The organism is Streptomyces sp. NPDC053426 (genome assembly GCF_055585405.1).
In genome coordinates, this window is sequence record NZ_JBVJKE010000009.1 from 257,129 (window position 1) to 274,460 (window position 17,332).

Consider the following 17,332-nt stretch of genomic DNA (forward strand, 5'->3'; position numbering starts at 1 on the left):
TGGACCGCCGGGCGGGTCAGCTCAGGGAGTCGATGTCCAGGACGTCGCCTGCGGGCTTCTCCACCGGGACCGGCTCGTCGTAGTCGCCGAAGGAGAGGGAGCCCGGGTCGGTGGGGGACGTGCTGTCGAGCCGCAGCAGGTAGGGCTCGCCCTCGGTGGCGACGTACAGCGTGAAGCGGTCGGCGCCGTCCCGCGCCTCCAGCGTGATCGCGGGCGTGCCGTCGATCGTCGTCGTCCTGCCGCGCGTCGCCCTCCCGTCGCCGTCCTCCGCGCCGCCGAGGGCCTGGTCGAGGTCGCAGAAGCCCGTGAGGTCCCCCGCGTCGGAGCCCTCGGCGGACGTCTTCATCCACTTCCCGGCCAGCAGCGCCACGGCCGCGTCCACGTCCTCCTCGGGTTCCTCCTTGCTCTGGGCCCGCAGGAACTTCTCGTCGTACTTGATGTAGACGGTGTCGCCGGCCTTGATCAGCTCGGCCTCGCCCTGGCCGTCCAGCCCCATCGTGCCGGCGCAGTCGCCCCGCTTGTTCAGGGCCATGTCGATGTGGACGGTGCCGCCACCGCTTTCATCGGGGACGTCGCCCGTCATCCGCAGGGACGAGGCCCCGGCCGTGGCCTTGAAGGCCTTCTCGGCGATCTCGCCGCCGGTCAGTCCGGCGAAGGGCTCCTCCTTCGGTTCCTGGGAGCGCTTCTCCTTCTCCGCCGTCTTCCGCTCGGCCGAGTCGCGTGATGTGCCGGTGTCCGCCTTGTCCTCGTCGCCGCAGCCGGTGAGACCGGCGGCGGCCACGGCGGCCAGGCAGAGGGCGGCTAACGTGGTGCGACGCATGGTGGATTCCCTTCGGGAGTGCTAGAAGTTGCCGTTGCCGATGATCTCGCCGTCGGCGCCGTAGACGGTGACGAGGCCGTTGTCGCTCTGCTTCCAGTCGGCGAACGCGGACGTGAGGAGCTTGGCGGGGCCCGTGCCCTCGCCCATGATCCCGCCGGTGAAGTCGGTGTAGATGTCGGCGGCGTCGAGGATGTCGTTCTGCTCGTCCGCGCCCTGGACCTTGGTGACGTGCGAGACGGCGTCCTTCTCCTGAGGCGTCCCGTTCTTCTGCACGAACGCCTTGAACTGTTCGGCCTGGGACGCCTTCTCGGTGCCCTTGTCGCCGGCGGGCTTCGCGTCCGACTTGCCGTCCGGCTTCGTACCGCCGGACCGCTGCTCCGCGGACGCCGAGGTGCCCTTGTCGCCGGAACCGCCGTCCGAGTCCCCGGAGTTCGTCGAGGCGACACCGATGACGACGATCCCCACGACGGCGCCCAGCGCGATCTTGCTCTTCATGCCCATGACTGTGTCCCTCCCGGCCACCGCCGCCTGCCGACGGTCGCTCGTTCGCGGGGTCAATAAGAACAGATGCTGTGAACCGAGTCAACAAGGTTCACGATGGCATCCGCGTATACGCATGTGAAACATGAATCTTGCATGCGTCGGTATGCTCGTCGCCACACACGGAGCAGAGGGAAACAGGGCGGGGTGCCGGGCATGCAGGACAACGCGACAGAAGTGACCGCCGCCGGGATCGCGCGACTGGCCGGTGTCGGCCGCGCCGCCGTCAGCAACTGGCGCCGACGGCACACCGACTTTCCCCGGCCCGTCGGCGGCACCGAGACCAGCCCCTCGTTCGCGCTGGCCGAGGTCGAGGGCTGGCTGCGCAGTCACAGCAAGCTCGCCGAGGTCCCGCTGCGGGAACGCGTCTGGCAGCAGCTCGCCGGCCACCCCGCCGGACCGGTCACCGCCCTCACCCACGCCGGCTGCGTCCTGCTGCTGATCCACGACCGCTCCCCGGTCTGGCTCGAGGTGAGCTCCGGCTCCGACGAGCGACTCGCCGCGCTGCTACCCGGAGCGCTGGAGCAGGTGCTCACACCACGGCTCGGCGCCGCGAACGGCTCACGTGTGAACACCGCGGGCACTGTTCACAACCCCGCCGCCCCCTCCACGCCGACCACCTCGGCCGCCCGGAAGGCCCTCGAAACCCCCACCGCCCCCCATCTGCTCCCCTCCGCCCCCCTCCTCCGCGCCGTCGCCGAACTCGCCGCCGAACTCGGCGCCCGGCACACCTTCGAGTTCCTGCTCGGCCGGTACCTCGACGCCAACCCGCGCCAGTACACGCCCACCCCCGCCGACCTCGCCGCTCTCATGGCCGGCCTGGCCGGCACCGCCCGCACCGTCCTCGACCCGGCCTGCGGCACCGGCGCCCTGCTGCGCTCCGCCGGCAACGGCCCCGGCCGACGGCTGTACGGCCAGGACGGCGCCCCCGAACTCGCCGCCCTCACCGCGCTCCGCCTCGCCCTGCACACCCGCGCCCCCGCGCACGCCGCCGCCGGCGACACCCTGCGCGCCGACGCCCACCCCGAGCTGCGGGCCGACGCCGTCCTGTGCCACCCGCCGTTCAACGAGCGCAACTGGGGGCACGACGAACTCGCCTACGACCCGCGCTGGGAGTACGGCTTCCCGGCCCGCACCGAGTCCGAGCTGGCCTGGGTGCAGCACGCGCTCGCCCGGCTGCGGGACGGCGGCATCGCGGTGCTGCTGATGCCGCCCGCCGCCGCGTCCCGCCGCTCCGGACGCCGCATCAGGGCCGACCTGCTGCGCCGGGGCGCGCTGCGCGCCGTCGTCGCGCTGCCGGCCGGCGCCGCGCCCCCGTACAACATCCCGCTGCACCTGTGGGTGCTGCGCCGGCCCGAACAGGCGCCGACGCGGCCGGAGGTGCTGCTCGCCGACGCCGGGCGGTTCGCCGGCGAGGGGCGCGGCGGACCCGACTGGCCGGGGGTGCGGGAGACGGTCCTCGGCGCCTGGCACGCCTTCGACCGGACCGGCCGGCTCGACGAACGGCCCGGACTGGCCCGCTCCGTGCCCGTCGTCGAACTCCTCGACGACGACGTCGACCTCGCCCCGGCCCGCCACCTCCCGCCCCCGGCCGCCACGGACGGCGCCGGCCGGCTCACCGACGTACGCGAACGGCTCGGCGAGACGCTGCGCCTGGCCGCCGGCCTCGCCCCGCCGCCCGTCGACCCCGCGCCGCCCGCCGCCGGGCGCCCGCCCCTGACCACCGTCGGCGAACTCGCGCGCGGGGGCGCCCTGGTGATGCGTACGGGCGGAAACGGCGGCCACGCGCGCGTGCCCGTCCTCACCGACCACGACGTACTCTCCGGAACCGGCCCCTCCGGCACGCTCCCGGAGAGCGACGAGCAGGCGGTGCTCACCGAACCCGGTGACGTCGTCGTGCCCGTGCTCGGCGGGGGCGCCGTCGCGCGGGTGGTCGACGACGCGACCGCCGGGGCCGCCCTGGGCCGCAACCTCGTACTGCTGCGCCCCGATCCGGAGGTGCTCGACGCGTGGTTCCTCGCCGGGTTCCTGCGCGGCACCGCCAACCACCGCCAGGCCAGCAGCTACGCGTCCACCGCCACCCGGCTCGACGTGCGCCGGCTGCAACTGCCCCGGCTCGCACCGGCCGAACAGCGGCGCTACGGCGCCCGCTTCCGGGCCCTGGACGAGTTCGAACGGGTGCTCGGGCAGGCGGGCCGGCTCGGCGAGCAGCTCGTCCGCGGGATGTACGACGGCCTGACCGACGGGACGATCGCCCCCGACTGAACCCCGGCTGCTCCCCGGCCGCTCCCCGGCCGGGACAGGGGCGCGCTTCCGGAACGCCCCGGTACGACAACGGTTCGGTACATCCCGGGACCGGTTGTCGCCGTCGGCCTATACGCTCGGACTCCGAGTTCCATCGGCTACACCTGTCCAGGAGCAGTCATGTACGGCCACGGCGCGGCGCCGCCCCCTCCCAGCGCGGCAATGGTCATCACGCAGCGCGTGCTGTACGCCGCCGCCGGCGTCCTGTGCTGCGGACTGCTGGCGTGCGTGCCGCTGTTCCGGGTCGCGTTCCTGCGGGGACGGCCGCTCGACTGGGCGGCGGCCTGGGTGAGCATCCCGCTGTCGATAGCCTGCCTGGCGGTGGTCGGTTCGCTGCCGGAGACGGACTACCGGACCGACGTGGCCCTGGCCGCCGTCCTGATCCTCGGCGCGATCTCGGCCGCGTACTACCTGACCGTGGACATCCGCCTGCACCGGCGGCCGTACCCGTACGCGGGCCAGATGCCGCCGTCGCCCCACGCCACGACGGTGCACGGCCCGGCGGGCGTCCCCGCCCCCTACGGCTACCCGCAGCAGGGCTCGCCGTACGCGCCCACGCCGGTGCCGCAGCCCCAGGCCCCCCACACCCCGGTACCGCACACCCCGGCACCCCCCGCCCCCGTACCGCCGCAGCACCCCGCACCGCCGGCCCGGATCGACCAGGTCCGCGCCGAGCTGGACGAACTCAGCGACTACCTGCGCCGCCAGGACGGCAATCCCGGACAGCACGGCAACCACGAGGGCGGAAGGTGAGCGTGACGACGGGACGTGTCGTCGCCGGCCGCTACGAACTGTCCACGCTCATCGGACAGGGCGGCATGGGGCAGGTCTGGACGGCCTACGACAAACGGCTGGACCGGCGCGTGGCGGTGAAGCTGCTGCGCCCGGACAAGGTGGCCGGCCAGGAGGCCGACGAGCTGCGCCGCCGCTTCGTGCGCGAGTGCCGGGTGACCGCACAGGTCGACCACCCCGGCCTGGTCACCGTGCACGACGCGGGCAGCGAGGGCGAGGAACTGTTCCTCGTCATGCAGTACGTCGACGGCGCCGACCTCGGCGACCACCTCGCCGAACACGACCCGTACCCGTGGCAGTGGACGGTCGCGGTGGCCGCGCAACTGTGCGCCGTGCTGAGCGCCGTGCACGCCGTGCCGATCGTCCACCGCGACCTCAAGCCGCGCAACGTGATGGTGAAGCAGGACGGCACCGTCACCGTGCTCGACCTCGGTGTCGCCTCCGTCATGGACAGCGACACCACGCGCCTGACGCACACCGGTTCCCCCATCGGCTCGCCCGCCTACATGGCGCCCGAGCAGGCGATGGGCGGCGCGGTCGGCCCGTACACGGACCTGTACGCGCTCGGGGTGCTGATGCACGAGCTGCTCAGCGGCGACGTGCCGTTCGCGGGCTCCACGGCGCTCGGGGTGCTGCACCGGCACCTGTACGAGCCGCCGGTGCCCGTGCGCCGGATCCGCCCGGAGGTCCCCGAGGCCCTGGAGACCCTGGTGCTGAGGCTGCTCGCCAAGGACCCGCAGCACCGCCCGGACTCCGCGCAGGAGGTCTACGAACACCTGGCGCAGCTCCTCCCCGCGCGAGGAACGCCCACCGGCGCGCCCCTGGACCCCACCCGCCCCTTCCTGCGCCCGCACGCCCCCTGGCCGGACCGCGCCCGCACCCCCGCGCCCCAGCCGGCCCCCGCCGCGCCGCCCGCGCCCGCGGCGGAGAAGGCCGACGTCGCCGCGGCCGTGGACGAGGTGAAACGGCTGCTCGGCGAGGGCCGCATCACCCAGGCCGTCGACATCCTCGGCTCGATCCTGCCCATCGCCGCCGACCAGCACGGCGAGCACTCCCCGGTCGTACGCACCCTGCGCAAGCAGTACGCGGCCACGCTCCTGGACGACGGCCAGTACCGGCGCGCCCTGCCCGAACTGCGCCGCCTCGCCGACGAACGCGCCGCCGAGGCCGGCCAGGCCGACCCGCAGTCCCTGCGCTACCGCTACGAGGCCGCCCAGTGCCTGGAGCAGCTCGGCGAACCCGCGGCGGCGCTCGCCGAGTACCGGGCGCTGCTGGCGTACTACGAGAACCAGTACGTGGCCGCCGGCGACCCGCAGCTCGCCCACGACGTCCGCCGCCGCATCGGCCACCTGCTGCTCGCCCTGGGCGACCGGGCCGCCGCGCACGACACGCTGGTGCGGCTGCTGCACGACGTGGAGCGCGTGCAGGGACCGGGGCACCCGCTGGCCGCCGACATCCGGCGGACGCTGCAGTGGCTGGGACAGGTGCGCGGATAGCGTCCCGGCGGCCGCCGGGACGGCGGGACGGCGGGCCGCTGCGCCGTACGGGGCGGGCGCCGGTGCCGGAAGTCCTCGTGAATCGTTGGTCGAATGGGTTGGCCAGAGCTTGGCCGATGCCTACCATCGATCACCGCAAGACTTTGTGCACCGCCGCACAAGCTCTCCTCAGGAGGTCTCCTTGCACCGCCGCCGTCGCACCGCGCTCCTCCTCACCGCCGCGATCGCCGCAGCGGCGCCCCTGCTCACCGCCTGCGGGAACGACGCGCACCCCGGTGCGGCAGCCGTCGTCGGCGGCGAGCGGATCACCGTGTCGCAGCTGGAGAACCGGGTCGACGAGGTCCGCGCGGCCCAGCGGGCGGCCGTACCGGACGACGCCCAGTACCAGCAGGCCATCGCCCGCACCGGCAGCCTCACCCGCGACACCCTGCACGGCATGGTCCTGGACCGGGTGCTGGAGCGCGCCGCACAGGACGCCGGCGTGACGGTCACGGGCCGCGAGGTCCAGCGGATGCGGTCCGATCTGGAGCAGCAGGCCGGCGGCGCCGAGGCGCTGGAGGCGGCCTGGCTGCAGCAGTACGGCGTCCCGCCGCAGCGCCTCGACGCCAACCTCCGCCTCCAGATCCAGGCGCAGAAGCTCGCCCAGCAGCTCGGCACCGACACCAGCCGGCCCGAGTTCTGGCAGGCGCTGTCCGAGGCGGGCAGGAAGCTCGACGTCGACCTCAACCCGCGCTACGGCGACTGGGACGTCGAGAAGAGCAGCCGGGTCGACGCCAGGACGCCGTGGGTACGGGACGTCACGGCGACCGGGATGCCGCAGACGCTCTGACCCGCCGCCTGTGGACAACCGGCCTGTGGAGAACCGGTCTGTGGACAACTCGGGGGCTGTCGGCGGGGTGGGCTAGTTTCGCAGTGTGAACGCAATCAGCCCCGCACCGGACTCCGGGACCGCCCCCGGCCGAGTCGTCCTGCTCACCACCAGCCACCGGGTCGCGCCCGGCCTGCTGTCCTGGCCGGCCTGGCAGGCCCTGCACGCGGCCGACAGGGTGCTGTGCGCGGACGGCGTCCACCCGCAGCTGCCGTATCTGCGGGAGGCGGGGATACCGGTCGAGGAGGCGGCGCCGACCGCCGAGGAGATCGTCGACGCCTGTGCCGGCGGGCGGACGGTGGTCGTCGTCGCCACCGGCGAGGGCGAACCCGCCCTGACCGACGGACTGGCCAGGCTGGCCGGGACCGGCAGGGTGCGGATGCCCGAGCTGGAGCTGCTGCCCGCCTCCTACGACCTGCCGGGCGCCCGGCTGCTCGACCTCGTGCAGGTCATGGACCGCATCCGCGCGGAGTGCCCGTGGTCGTCGCGGCAGACCCACAAGGGCCTGGCGAAGTACGGCATCGAGGAGGCGTACGAACTCGTCGAGGCCATCGAGGAGGGTGACCGGGACGAGCTGCGCGAGGAGCTGGGGGACGTGCTGCTCCAGGTCGTCTTCCACGCGCGGATAGCGGAGGAGGACCCGGACGCCCCCTTCTCGGTCGACGACGTGGCCGGCGGGATCGTCGCCAAGCTCATCCACCGCCACCCGCACGTCTTCGGCGACGAGACGGCCGAGACCCCCGAGGACGTCAAGGAACACTGGCTGCGCACGAAGGAGATCGAGAAGCGGCGCGAGTCCGTCACCGACGGCGTCCCCCTCGGCCAGCCCGCCCTCGCCCTCACCGCGAAGCTGGCGTCCCGCGTCCGCACCGCCGACCTCTCCGTCCCCCTCCCCACGGGCGAGGGCATCGGCTACGAACTGCTCGCCCTGGCGGTCCGCGCGGAGGCGGCGGGGGTGGATCCGGAGGCGGCGTTGCGGGCGGCGGCGCGGGTGTATCGCGACGCGATTCGTTTTGCGGAGGGCGGCCGGGGCGAGGGCTGAGCGCGGGGTGCGGACAGGGGTTTTTCGCCCCCGCCGCCCCTTCCCGTCCCTGGGGGCTTCGCCCCCAGACCCCCTTCGCGCAGTTCCCCGCGCCCCTGAAAGGAGCGCATCTTCAGGGGCGCGGGGAACTGCGCGAACAACGTCGACGCGCCCGCACCCGCCGGACGACCCCGGTCACCCGAGTTCTGCCGCGCCGCGCTCCCCGTTCCGCCCGTTAGGGTCACCGCATGCATGACCAGCCCACCACTCCCGAACTCTTCACCTGGGAGTTCGCCGCCGATCCCTACCCCGCCTACGCCTGGCTGCGTGAGCATGAGCCCGTGCGCAGGACCCGGTTGCCCAGTGGGGTGGAGGCCTGGCTGGTCACGCGGTACGCCGATGCCAAGCAGACGCTCGCCGACAACCGGCTGTCCAAGAACCCCGCGCACCACGACGAGCCCGCGCACGCCAAGGGCAAGACCGGTATCCCGGGGGAGCGGCAGGCGGAGCTGATGACGCATCTGCTGAACATCGACCCGCCGGACCACACCCGGCTGCGCCGGCTGGTCAGCAAGGCGTTCACCCCGCGCCGGGTCGCCGAGTTCGCGCCCCGCGTGCAGGAGCTCACCGACGGGCTCATCGACCGGTTCGCGGACAGCGGCTCCGCCGACCTCATCCACGAGTTCGCCTTCCCCCTGCCCATCTACGCCATCTGCGACCTGCTCGGCGTCCCGCGCGAGGACCAGGACGACTTCCGGGACTGGGCGGGCATGATGATCCGGCACGGCGGGGGCCCGCGCGGCGGGGTCGCCCGGTCCGTGAAGAAGATGCGCGGCTACCTCGCCGAGCTGATCCACCGCAAGCGCGAGGTGCTCCCCGCCGAACCCGTCCCCGGCGAGGACCTCATCTCCGGCCTCATCCGCGCCTCCGACCACGGTGAGCACCTCACCGAGAACGAGGCCGCCGCCATGGCGTTCATCCTGCTGTTCGCCGGTTTCGAGACCACCGTCAATCTCATCGGCAACGGCACCTACGCCCTGCTCACCCACCCCGGCCAGCGCGAGCGCCTGCAACGGGCCCTCGCCGCCGGGGAGCGCGGGCTGCTGGAGACCGGTGTCGAGGAGCTCCTGCGGTACGACGGTCCCGTGGAGCTCGCCACCTGGCGGTTCGCCACCGAGCCGGTCACCATCGGCGGGCAGCGCATCGCGGCCGGCGACCCCGTCCTCGTCGTGCTCGCCGCCGCGGACCGGGACCCGGAGCGGTTCGCCGACCCGGACGTGCTCGACCTCGGCCGGCGCGACAACCAGCATCTGGGATACGGCCACGGCATCCACTACTGCCTGGGCGCCCCGCTGGCCCGTCTGGAGGGCCAGACCGCGCTCGCCACCCTGCTGACGCGCCTGCCGGACCTGCGGCTCGCGGCGGAACCGGCCGAACTCCGCTGGCGGGGCGGGCTCATCATGCGCGGACTGCGCACGCTCCCGGTGGAGTTCACCCCGCCGCGGAAGTGACGGACCGGGCAGCCGTCCGCTGTGCCCCCGAGAGGACCAGCGCAAACATGACACGCCCTCAACTCTGTGATCTTCACGTGATCTGCGCGGCATGAACTTGTGACAAGTGATCGTCTGCGGATACGTTCACCCATCAAGTGCGGTGCATCGGTTCGAATTCCGTTCGCCGCGTCGGTCATTGCTGTCTTGCGAAAGGTCTCCGCATGCTCTCCGGGAACGGTCGGCACCGCCGCCCCCGCCAGGCTCCGGCTCTCCTCGTCGCGGCCGGGGTGACCGGCTCCGCCATCGCGATCCCGCTCCTCGGGGCCGGCAGCGCCAGCGCGGCCGACGGCACGACCTGGGACCGGGTCGCCGAGTGCGAGTCCGGCGGCTCATGGAGCCAGAACACCGGCAACGGCTACTACGGCGGCCTGCAGTTGACCCAGGACGACTGGGAGAACTACGGCGGACTGGACTACGCGACCAGCCCCGACCAGGCCAGCCGCGGCCAGCAGATAGCCGTGGCCGAGAGAATCCTCGCCGACCAGGGGGTCGGCGCGTGGCGCACCTGCGGACTGACGGCGGGCCTGAACCAGGATTCGGCGTCGGCCGACATCGACACGGGCGTGGCGGAGGACTCGACCTCGGACACGTCCGGCTCCTCCGGCTCCTCCAGGTCCTCCGGCTCTTCCGATTCCACCGACTCTTCGGACTCGTCCGGATCGTCGGACTCCGGTGATTCGTCCGCTTCGTCCTCCCCGTCGGCCACGTCCGATCCGTCGTCCGGCGCGGAAGGGGCGGAGGACGGTGAAGGAACAGCCGGTGAATCGGCCAAGTCCGACAAGTCGAGCGACTCGGGCACGGATTCGGACACCGGCTCCGACGGTGGATCCGGCACCTCCCCCTCCGCCTCGGCCACTCCCAAGAGTGACGAGTCGGACAAGTCCGGGCAGACCACCGGCTCTTCCGAGGTCACCGACGCCGAAGGCACCGGCACCGGCCGCCACCGCGGCGCCACCGCCGAGGAGGGTGGGGCGGAGGACCGTACGTCGGAATCGTCCGGCCGGCATGCCTCGCGCGGCACCGACGCCTCGCGCGATGCCGCCGACGGCTCGTACACCGTGCGCACCGGCGACAGCCTCTCGTCCATCGCCGACTCCCTTGAGCTGGGCGGCGGATGGCGGTCGCTCTACGCCGAGAACGAGCAGGTCGTCGGCGCCGACCCGGACCTCATCCTGCCGGGTCAGGAGCTCGAGGTCGGGGTCGAACCGGACGAAAAGTGACGCCCGAAAGAGCCCGGGTGCGGCGGCAGTTGGCGTCATGGTTCGCGTCGAATGTCCGGTTTAAAGACTGTGAGAGATAGGTCTCAGAGGCCCTGATCGTCTTTGAAATTCCGCGGATCGCGTGTCTACGGTCGTGACCGCTCGCCACCGCGGGCCCCGGCTGCCGCCACGCCGAATCCTGCCAGTGGCAGCACGGGAACAGTCGTCGCGTCATGCGCCGTAGGCAGGAGCGGGGGACCCAAGGTAAGCGCCCCTTCCGGTGGTTGACACCGGAGAGGGCTTGGGGTGAAGCCGCGTCCCGTGAGGGGCGTGGCCGGGCAACTCAACCGGCCCGAACCCGACAGCTCACCTCGCAGGCGTCGGTGAGGGGATCCACCATGCTGTTCTCCGGCAAGGGCAAGCACCGTCGTCCGTCCAAGGCCACCCGCGCGATCGCCGTCGCCGGTGTCGCCTCCGCCGCCGTCGCCGCCCCGCTGATGGCGGCCGGCAGCGCCTCCGCCGCCACCGCCTCCGAGTGGGACGCCGTCGCCCAGTGCGAGTCCGGCGGCAACTGGTCCATCAACACCGGCAACGGTTACTACGGCGGTCTGCAGTTCTCCGCCTCCACCTGGGCCGCGTACGGCGGCACGCAGTACGCCTCCACCGCCGACCAGGCCAGCAAGGCGCAGCAGATCGAGATCGCCGAGAAGGTCCTCGCGGGCCAGGGCAAGGGCGCCTGGCCGGTCTGCGGCACGGGCCTGTCCAACGCCGCCTACACCGGCTCCTCCGCGAACGACTCGGGCTCCTCGCAGAGCACCGGTTCCACCGAGACCCGTGAGACCGGGCAGAAGGCCTCCCGCTCCGCCGAGCGCCCGGCCGCCGAGCAGGAGACCGAGAAGCAGGTCGAGCGGAAGGCCGAGAAGAAGGCCGAGAAGAAGGCCGAGGAGAAGACCGTCACCACCCCGACCGGCGAGAAGGTCGAGAAGGGCGACGGCGAGTACAAGGTCGTCAAGGGCGACACGCTCAGCTCCATCGCCGCCGAGCACGACGTCGAGGGCGGCTGGGCCGAGCTGTTCGAGCTGAACGACGACATCGTCGACGACGCCGACCTCATCTACCCGGGCCAGCAGCTGCACCTCAAGTAAGCGGCTGCCCCCCTGCTCCCCGCCCCGGTGCGTTTTCCCCCGTACGCGCCGGGGCGGGGTTTTTCACGGCCGGGTTTCCGGAAACCGCTTTGTTCCGTTCGGAAACAATTTACTCTCGGTTCTGTCCACGGGGCGGGCGACCGGCGGCCCGATCGCCCCGAGCCGGTTAGGCTCGGACTCGCAAGACCCTCCGGGGTCCTGCTCACCCGCGTCACATCCAAGAAGGAGATGCTCGTGCCGTCCATCGACGTCGTCGTAGCCCGGGAAATCCTGGACTCCCGAGGCAACCCCACGGTCGAGGTCGAGGTCGGCCTCGACGACGGCAGCACGGGTCGTGCCGCCGTCCCGTCCGGCGCCTCCACCGGCGCCTTCGAGGCCATCGAACTCCGTGACGGCGATGCCAACCGTTACCTGGGCAAGGGTGTCGAGAAGGCCGTCCTGGCCGTCATCGAGCAGATCGGCCCGGAGCTCGTCGGCTACGACGCCACCGAGCAGCGCCTGATCGACCAGGCGATGTTCGACCTGGACGCCACCGACAACAAGGGCTCCCTCGGCGCCAACGCCATCCTCGGCGTCTCGCTCGCCGTCGCCCACGCCGCCTCCGAGGCCAGCGACCTCCCGCTCTTCCGCTACCTGGGCGGCCCCAACGCGCACCTGCTGCCGGTGCCGATGATGAACATCCTGAACGGCGGCTCGCACGCCGACTCCAACGTGGACATCCAGGAGTTCATGATCGCCCCGATCGGCGCGGAGTCCTTCTCCGAGGCCCTGCGCTGGGGCACCGAGGTCTACCACACCCTCAAGAAGGTCCTGAAGAGCAAGGGCCTGGCCACCGGCCTCGGCGACGAGGGCGGCTTCGCCCCGAACCTCGGCTCCAACCGCGAGGCCCTCGACCTCATCCTCGAGGCCATCAAGGAGGCCGGCTACACCCCCGGCGAGCAGATCGCCCTCGCGCTCGACGTCGCCGCGTCCGAGTTCTACAAGGACGGCTCCTACACCTTCGAGGGCAAGGAGCGCTCCGCCGCCGAGATGACCGAGTACTACGCCGAGCTCGTCGAGGCGTACCCGCTCGTCTCCATCGAGGACCCGCTGTTCGAGGACGACTGGGAGGGCTGGAAGACCATCACCGCCAAGCTCGGTGACAAGGTCCAGCTCGTCGGCGACGACCTGTTCGTCACCAACCCCGAGCGCCTCGCCCGCGGCATCGAGGAGAGCGCCGCCAACGCCCTGCTGGTCAAGGTCAACCAGATCGGCTCGCTGACCGAGACCCTGGACGCCGTCGAGCTGGCCCAGCGCAACGGCTTCAAGTGCATGATGTCCCACCGCTCCGGCGAGACCGAGGACGTCACCATCGCCGACCTGGCCGTCGCCACCAACTGCGGCCAGATCAAGACCGGCGCCCCGGCCCGCTCCGAGCGCGTCGCCAAGTACAACCAGCTCCTGCGCATCGAGGAGATCCTCGACGACGCGGCGGTGTACGCCGGCCGCAGCGCGTTCCCGCGCTTCAAGGGCTGACCCGCCCCGTAAGAGGCAGCGTCGTACGTACGTCCCCGTACCCGGTCCCGTACCGTGTGCGGGGACGTACGCGCGTATGACGGTGAACGAGAGGCGGGAACATGGCGGTCAAGGACCGGGACCGTTTCTCCACCGCGACCAGGATCCGGCTGATCGGCGAGCAGACCGCGGCCCGGGTCTACCGCTCGCAGACCAAACGCCAGGCCCGCCGCTCCCGGCTGACCGGCCGGGCCGCGCTGCTCGCCCTGGTGGTCTGCTCCCTGATCGTCGCCCTCGCCTATCCCATGCGGCAGTACGTCTCCCAGCGCGCGGACATCGCCGACCTCCGGCAGGAGCAGGACGAGGCCCGTCAGCGGGTCGAACGGCTGCGCGACATGAAGGCCCGCTGGCAGGACGACGCGTACGCCGAGCAGGAGATCCGCAGGCGGCTGCATTACGTCCTGCCCGGCGAGACCGGCTACATCGTCATCGACCCGGGTACGGCGAAGCAGTCCCGTACGGATCTCGAAGCCGCCGACCGCCCCTGGTACGCGAACGTCTGGGACGGCGTCGACAAGGCCGACGCCGCCGCAGACCAGTGACCCTTCGCAGAAAGCCGTAAGAAAGACAGTTATGGACACGCCCCCGCCCACGACCCCGCGCACCGAACCCACCGACGCGGACGTCGAGGCCTTCAAGCAGCAGCTCGGGCGGCCCCCGCGCGGGCTGCGCGCCATCGCGCACCGCTGCCCCTGCGGACAGCCGGACGTCGTGGAGACCGCGCCGAGGCTGCCCGACGGCACCCCCTTCCCGACGCTCTACTACCTCACCTGCCCGAAGGCGAACTCCGCGATCGGGACGCTGGAGGCGAACGGCGTGATGAAGGAGATGACGGAGCGGCTGGCCACCGACCCGGTGCTGGCGGCCGCGTACCGCGCGGCGCACGAGGACTACATCCGGCGCCGCGACGAGATCGAGGAGCTGAAGAACTTCCCCAGCGCGGGCGGCATGCCGGACCGGGTGAAGTGCCTGCACGTGCTGGTCGCCCACTCGCTGGCCGCGGGCCCCGGCGTCAACCCGCTGGGCGACGAGGCGCTGGCGATGCTGCCCCAGTGGTGGAGCAAGGGCGCCTGTGTGACGCTCCCCGCGAAGGAGGACGGCCAGTGACCCGGGTCGCCGCCGTCGACTGCGGTACGAACTCCATCCGGCTGCTGGTGGCCGACGCGGACCCGGAGACCGGTGAACTCACCGATCTGGACCGTCGTATGACGATCGTACGGCTCGGCCAGGGCGTCGACCGTACGGGCCGGCTGGCGCCGGAGGCGCTGGAGCGGACGTTCGCCGCCTGCCGCGAGTACGCGGAGATCATCAAGGAGCACGGCGCGGAGCACCTGCGCTTCGTCGCCACCTCCGCCTCCCGCGACGCCGAGAACCGCGACGCGTTCGTGCGCGGGGTGGTGGACATCCTGGGCGTGGAGCCCGAGGTCATCACCGGTGACCAGGAGGCCGAGTTCTCCTTCACCGGGGCCACCAGGGAGCTGACGGGCCGGGCCGATCTGCGCCGCCCGTTCCTGGTCGTGGACATCGGCGGCGGCTCGACCGAGTTCGTCGTGGGCGACGACCACGTGCGCGCCGCCCGCTCCGTGGACGTCGGCTGCGTACGGATGACCGAGCGGCACCTGGTGCGGGACGGGGCCGTGACGGACCCGCCCACCGAGGAGCAGATCGCGGCCATACGGGCCGACATCGAGGCCGCCCTCGACCGCGCCGAGGAGACGGTCCCGCTGCGCGAGGCGCACACCCTGGTCGGCCTGGCCGGCTCGGTCACGACCGTGTCGGCGATCGCCCAGGACCTCCCCGAGTACGACTCCGAGGCCATCCACCACTCCCGTGTCTCCCGCGACCGCGTCCGCGAGATCACCGAGTGGCTGCTGCGCTCCACCCACGCCGAGCGCGCGGCGGTGCCCTCCATGCACCCGGGCCGAGTGGATGTGATCGGCGCCGGGGCCCTGGTCCTCCTGGCGATCATGGAGCGGATCGGCGCGGAGGAGGTCGTGGTGTCGGAGCACGACATCCTCGACGGCATCGCCTGGTCCGTGGCCTAGCTCCCCTTTGCTACTGGTCAGTAGCACTCCGCTGAGCAGTCGGGATGGCGTTTGAGCGGCGCCCGGGGGCCCTTTCGGGTCCCCGGGCGGGGCTCCGTCGGGAAAGTTCGTGAAGTTCTTCACAAGGAATTGGCCCCGGGAGAACGAAGAAGTGATCCCGGTTGACCCATTCGGGCCCTCAACACCCCTTTGAACACGTTCAGAAGGCGGTGGCGGGTGTCCCGTCAGGGATCATCGTACGGGTTCGGCGGTCGGCCTCACAGCGCCGCCCGGCCGACAGAGAGGCAGCTCACGCGGCATTGACAACGTCCCGTGCGGGGTGCCGGTTCCCGCTTCGCGCTGTGATCTGGATCAAGAAGTGCGGGATGGTAACACAGGCCCTGTCGAAGCTTGTGAAGGGGCGCACGAGGTACCCCCCTGAGGCGGGTGGATACTCGATGGCATGAGCACCACGGAGCGTCCCAGGATCCTCGTAGTAGGCGGTGGGTACGTAGGCCTGTACGCAGCTCGGCGCATCCAGAAGAAGATGCGTTACGGCGAGGCGACCGTCACCGTCGTCGACCCGCGGTCGTACATGACCTACCAGCCCTTCCTCCCCGAAACCGCCGCCGGCAACATCTCCCCCCGGCACGTCGTCGTCCCGCTGCGACGCGTGCTGCCTAAGGCGGAGGTCCTCACCGGCCGGGTCACCACCATCGACCAGGACCGGAAGGTCGCCACGATCGCCCCGCTGGTCGGCGATGCGTACGAGCTGCCCTTCGACTACCTGGTGATCGCGCTCGGCGCGGTCTCCCGCACCTTCCCGATCCCCGGCCTCGCCGAGCAGGGCATCGGCATGAAGGGCGTCGAGGAGGCCATCGGCCTGCGCAACCACGTCCTCGAGCAGCTCGACAAGGCCGACTCCACCACGGACGAGGAGATCCGGCGCAAGGCGCTCACCTTCGTCTTCATCGGCGGCGGCTTCGCCGGCGCGGAGACCATCGGTGAGGTCGAGGACATGGCCCGGGACGCGGCCAAGTACTACAAGACGGTGTCCCGCGAGGACATGCGCTTCATCCTCGTCGACGCCGCCGACAAGATCCTCCCCGAGGTCGGGCCCAAGCTCGGCGCGTACGGCAAGGAGCACCTCGAGGGCCGCGGCGTCGAGGTCTACCTGTCCACGTCGATGGACTCCTGCGTCGACGGCCACGTCGTGCTGAAGAACGGCCTCGAGGTCGACTCCAACACGATCGTGTGGACGGCGGGCGTCAAGCCGAACCCGGCGCTGTCCCGCTTCGGCCTGCCGCTGGGTCCGCGCGGTCACGTCGACACCGAGCCGACGCTCCAGGTCAAGGGCACCGACTACATCTGGGCCGCGGGCGACAACGCCCAGGTCCCGGACCTCGTGGGCCGCAAGGCCGGCAACGAGAACGCCTGGTGCCCGCCGAACGCCCAGCACGCGCTGCGCCAGGCCAAGGTCCTCGGCGACAACGTGGTCTCCGGCATGCGGGGCTTCCCGCAGAAGGAGTACAGCCACGCCAACAAGGGCGCGGTGGCGGGCCTCGGCCTGCACAAGGGCGTGGCGATGATCGTCATGGGCAAGATGAAGATCAAGCTCAAGGGCCGGCTCGCCTGGTACATGCACCGCGGCTACCACGGCATGGCGATGCCGACCTTCAACCGCAAGATCCGCGTCTTCGCCGACTGGACCCTCGGCATGTTCCTCAAGCGCGAGGTCGTGTCCCTGGGCGCGATCGAGTCGCCGCGCGACGAGTTCTACGAGGCCGCGAAGCCGGCGCCGGCTCCGGCGGCCGCCAAGCAGGAACCGAAGAAGACCGAGGCCAAGGCTTCCTGACCTCCGGTCACCCTTCCGAAGGGGCCACCCGCCATCCGTGGTGCGGGCGGCCCCTTCGGCGTTCCCGAGGGGCCGACGGGGGCGCCCGCCCGGCTCGGTGGGTTGAAAGGTTGTCCCCTGGGGCTCCGCCCCAGACCTCACCGGCGTTCCGCACTCGGTCT

The 17,332-nt window shown here is 71.9% G+C and carries 15 protein-coding genes and 1 riboswitch; of the genes, 13 read left to right on the plus strand and 2 right to left on the minus strand.

Annotated elements, in window-relative coordinates; all coding sequences use genetic code 11:
* Positions 1-16: 16 nt before the first annotated feature.
* Positions 17-820 carry a hypothetical protein gene (locus ACZ62B_RS20395; protein ID WP_468719148.1) on the minus strand — a complete coding sequence of 268 codons (804 nt, stop codon included), beginning with the start codon at positions 818-820 and terminating at the stop codon, positions 17-19.
* Between the two features lie 21 nt (positions 821-841).
* Positions 842-1,321, minus strand: coding sequence for a hypothetical protein (locus tag ACZ62B_RS20400; RefSeq protein WP_468881327.1), 480 nt, complete (start codon positions 1,319-1,321; stop codon positions 842-844).
* A gap of 195 nt (positions 1,322-1,516) precedes the next feature.
* On the opposite strand from ACZ62B_RS20400, the gene ACZ62B_RS20405 reads away from it, so the two are divergent.
* The 13 genes from ACZ62B_RS20405 (at position 1,517) to ACZ62B_RS20465 (ending at position 17,171) form a co-directional block, all read left to right on the plus strand.
* On the plus strand, positions 1,517-3,625 hold the full coding sequence (locus tag ACZ62B_RS20405) for an N-6 DNA methylase (protein ID WP_344555008.1): 2,109 nt from the start codon (positions 1,517-1,519) through the stop codon (positions 3,623-3,625).
* Positions 3,626-3,784: 159 nt separating this feature from the next.
* Positions 3,785-4,417 carry a hypothetical protein gene (locus ACZ62B_RS20410; protein ID WP_469691558.1) on the plus strand — a complete coding sequence of 211 codons (633 nt, stop codon included), beginning with the start codon at positions 3,785-3,787 and terminating at the stop codon, positions 4,415-4,417.
* Positions 4,418-4,455: 38 nt separating this feature from the next.
* On the plus strand, positions 4,456-5,952 hold the full coding sequence (locus ACZ62B_RS20415) for a serine/threonine-protein kinase (RefSeq protein ID WP_268817388.1): 1,497 nt from the start codon (positions 4,456-4,458) through the stop codon (positions 5,950-5,952).
* A gap of 181 nt (positions 5,953-6,133) precedes the next feature.
* Positions 6,134-6,781 carry a SurA N-terminal domain-containing protein gene (locus tag ACZ62B_RS20420; RefSeq protein ID WP_469691561.1) on the plus strand — a complete coding sequence of 216 codons (648 nt, stop codon included), beginning with the start codon at positions 6,134-6,136 and terminating at the stop codon, positions 6,779-6,781.
* Positions 6,782-6,866: 85 nt separating this feature from the next.
* A complete protein-coding gene (locus ACZ62B_RS20425; RefSeq protein WP_344555002.1) occupies positions 6,867-7,862 on the plus strand; it encodes a nucleoside triphosphate pyrophosphohydrolase in 996 nt (331 codons plus the stop codon).
* 227 nt (positions 7,863-8,089) lie between these two features.
* Positions 8,090-9,352 carry a cytochrome P450 family protein gene (locus ACZ62B_RS20430; RefSeq protein WP_468719147.1) on the plus strand — a complete coding sequence of 421 codons (1,263 nt, stop codon included), beginning with the start codon at positions 8,090-8,092 and terminating at the stop codon, positions 9,350-9,352.
* Between the two features lie 203 nt (positions 9,353-9,555).
* Positions 9,556-10,614: a transglycosylase family protein gene (locus tag ACZ62B_RS20435; RefSeq protein WP_469691565.1), complete on the plus strand. Its 1,059-nt coding sequence runs from the start codon at positions 9,556-9,558 to the stop codon at positions 10,612-10,614.
* Positions 10,615-10,819: 205 nt separating this feature from the next.
* Positions 10,820-10,988: riboswitch (cyclic di-AMP (ydaO/yuaA leader) on the plus strand.
* 3 nt (positions 10,989-10,991) lie between these two features.
* Complete coding sequence (locus ACZ62B_RS20440; RefSeq protein WP_469691568.1) at positions 10,992-11,738, plus strand: transglycosylase family protein; 747 nt, start codon at positions 10,992-10,994, stop codon at positions 11,736-11,738.
* Between the two features lie 234 nt (positions 11,739-11,972).
* Entirely contained in the window at positions 11,973-13,253 is a 1,281-nt protein-coding gene (gene eno, locus ACZ62B_RS20445) for a phosphopyruvate hydratase (protein ID WP_344554994.1), read from the plus strand.
* Positions 13,254-13,354: 101 nt separating this feature from the next.
* Positions 13,355-13,834 (plus strand): FtsB family cell division protein, encoded by a 480-nt coding sequence (locus ACZ62B_RS20450; protein WP_344554992.1) that lies wholly within the window; start codon positions 13,355-13,357, stop codon positions 13,832-13,834.
* 31 nt (positions 13,835-13,865) lie between these two features.
* Positions 13,866-14,399 carry a DUF501 domain-containing protein gene (locus ACZ62B_RS20455; RefSeq protein ID WP_469691573.1) on the plus strand — a complete coding sequence of 178 codons (534 nt, stop codon included), beginning with the start codon at positions 13,866-13,868 and terminating at the stop codon, positions 14,397-14,399.
* Positions 14,396-15,337: a Ppx/GppA phosphatase family protein gene (locus tag ACZ62B_RS20460; protein WP_344554988.1), complete on the plus strand. Its 942-nt coding sequence runs from the start codon at positions 14,396-14,398 to the stop codon at positions 15,335-15,337. The genes ACZ62B_RS20455 and ACZ62B_RS20460 overlap by 4 nt, the downstream gene beginning before the upstream one ends.
* Positions 15,338-15,779: 442 nt before the next feature.
* Positions 15,780-17,171: an NAD(P)/FAD-dependent oxidoreductase gene (locus ACZ62B_RS20465; protein ID WP_344554986.1), complete on the plus strand. Its 1,392-nt coding sequence runs from the start codon at positions 15,780-15,782 to the stop codon at positions 17,169-17,171.
* Positions 17,172-17,332: the final 161 nt, after the last annotated feature.

Excerpts from the sequence above, each read along its gene's own strand:
- ACZ62B_RS20455 (WP_469691573.1), top strand. The coding sequence starts at position 13,866 with ATGGACACGCCCCCGCCCACGACCCCGCGCACCGAACCCACCGACGCG.
- ACZ62B_RS20440 (WP_469691568.1), top strand. The coding sequence starts at position 10,992 with ATGCTGTTCTCCGGCAAGGGCAAGCACCGTCGTCCGTCCAAGGCCACC.
- ACZ62B_RS20435 (WP_469691565.1), top strand. The coding sequence starts at position 9,556 with ATGCTCTCCGGGAACGGTCGGCACCGCCGCCCCCGCCAGGCTCCGGCT.
- ACZ62B_RS20410 (WP_469691558.1), top strand. The coding sequence starts at position 3,785 with ATGTACGGCCACGGCGCGGCGCCGCCCCCTCCCAGCGCGGCAATGGTC.
- ACZ62B_RS20395 (WP_468719148.1), bottom strand. The coding sequence starts at position 820 with ATGCGTCGCACCACGTTAGCCGCCCTCTGCCTGGCCGCCGTGGCCGCC.
- ACZ62B_RS20400 (WP_468881327.1), bottom strand. The coding sequence starts at position 1,321 with ATGGGCATGAAGAGCAAGATCGCGCTGGGCGCCGTCGTGGGGATCGTC.
- ACZ62B_RS20450 (WP_344554992.1), top strand. The coding sequence starts at position 13,355 with ATGGCGGTCAAGGACCGGGACCGTTTCTCCACCGCGACCAGGATCCGG.
- ACZ62B_RS20405 (WP_344555008.1), top strand. The coding sequence starts at position 1,517 with ATGCAGGACAACGCGACAGAAGTGACCGCCGCCGGGATCGCGCGACTG.
- ACZ62B_RS20465 (WP_344554986.1), top strand. The coding sequence starts at position 15,780 with ATGAGCACCACGGAGCGTCCCAGGATCCTCGTAGTAGGCGGTGGGTAC.
- ACZ62B_RS20430 (WP_468719147.1), top strand. The coding sequence starts at position 8,090 with ATGCATGACCAGCCCACCACTCCCGAACTCTTCACCTGGGAGTTCGCC.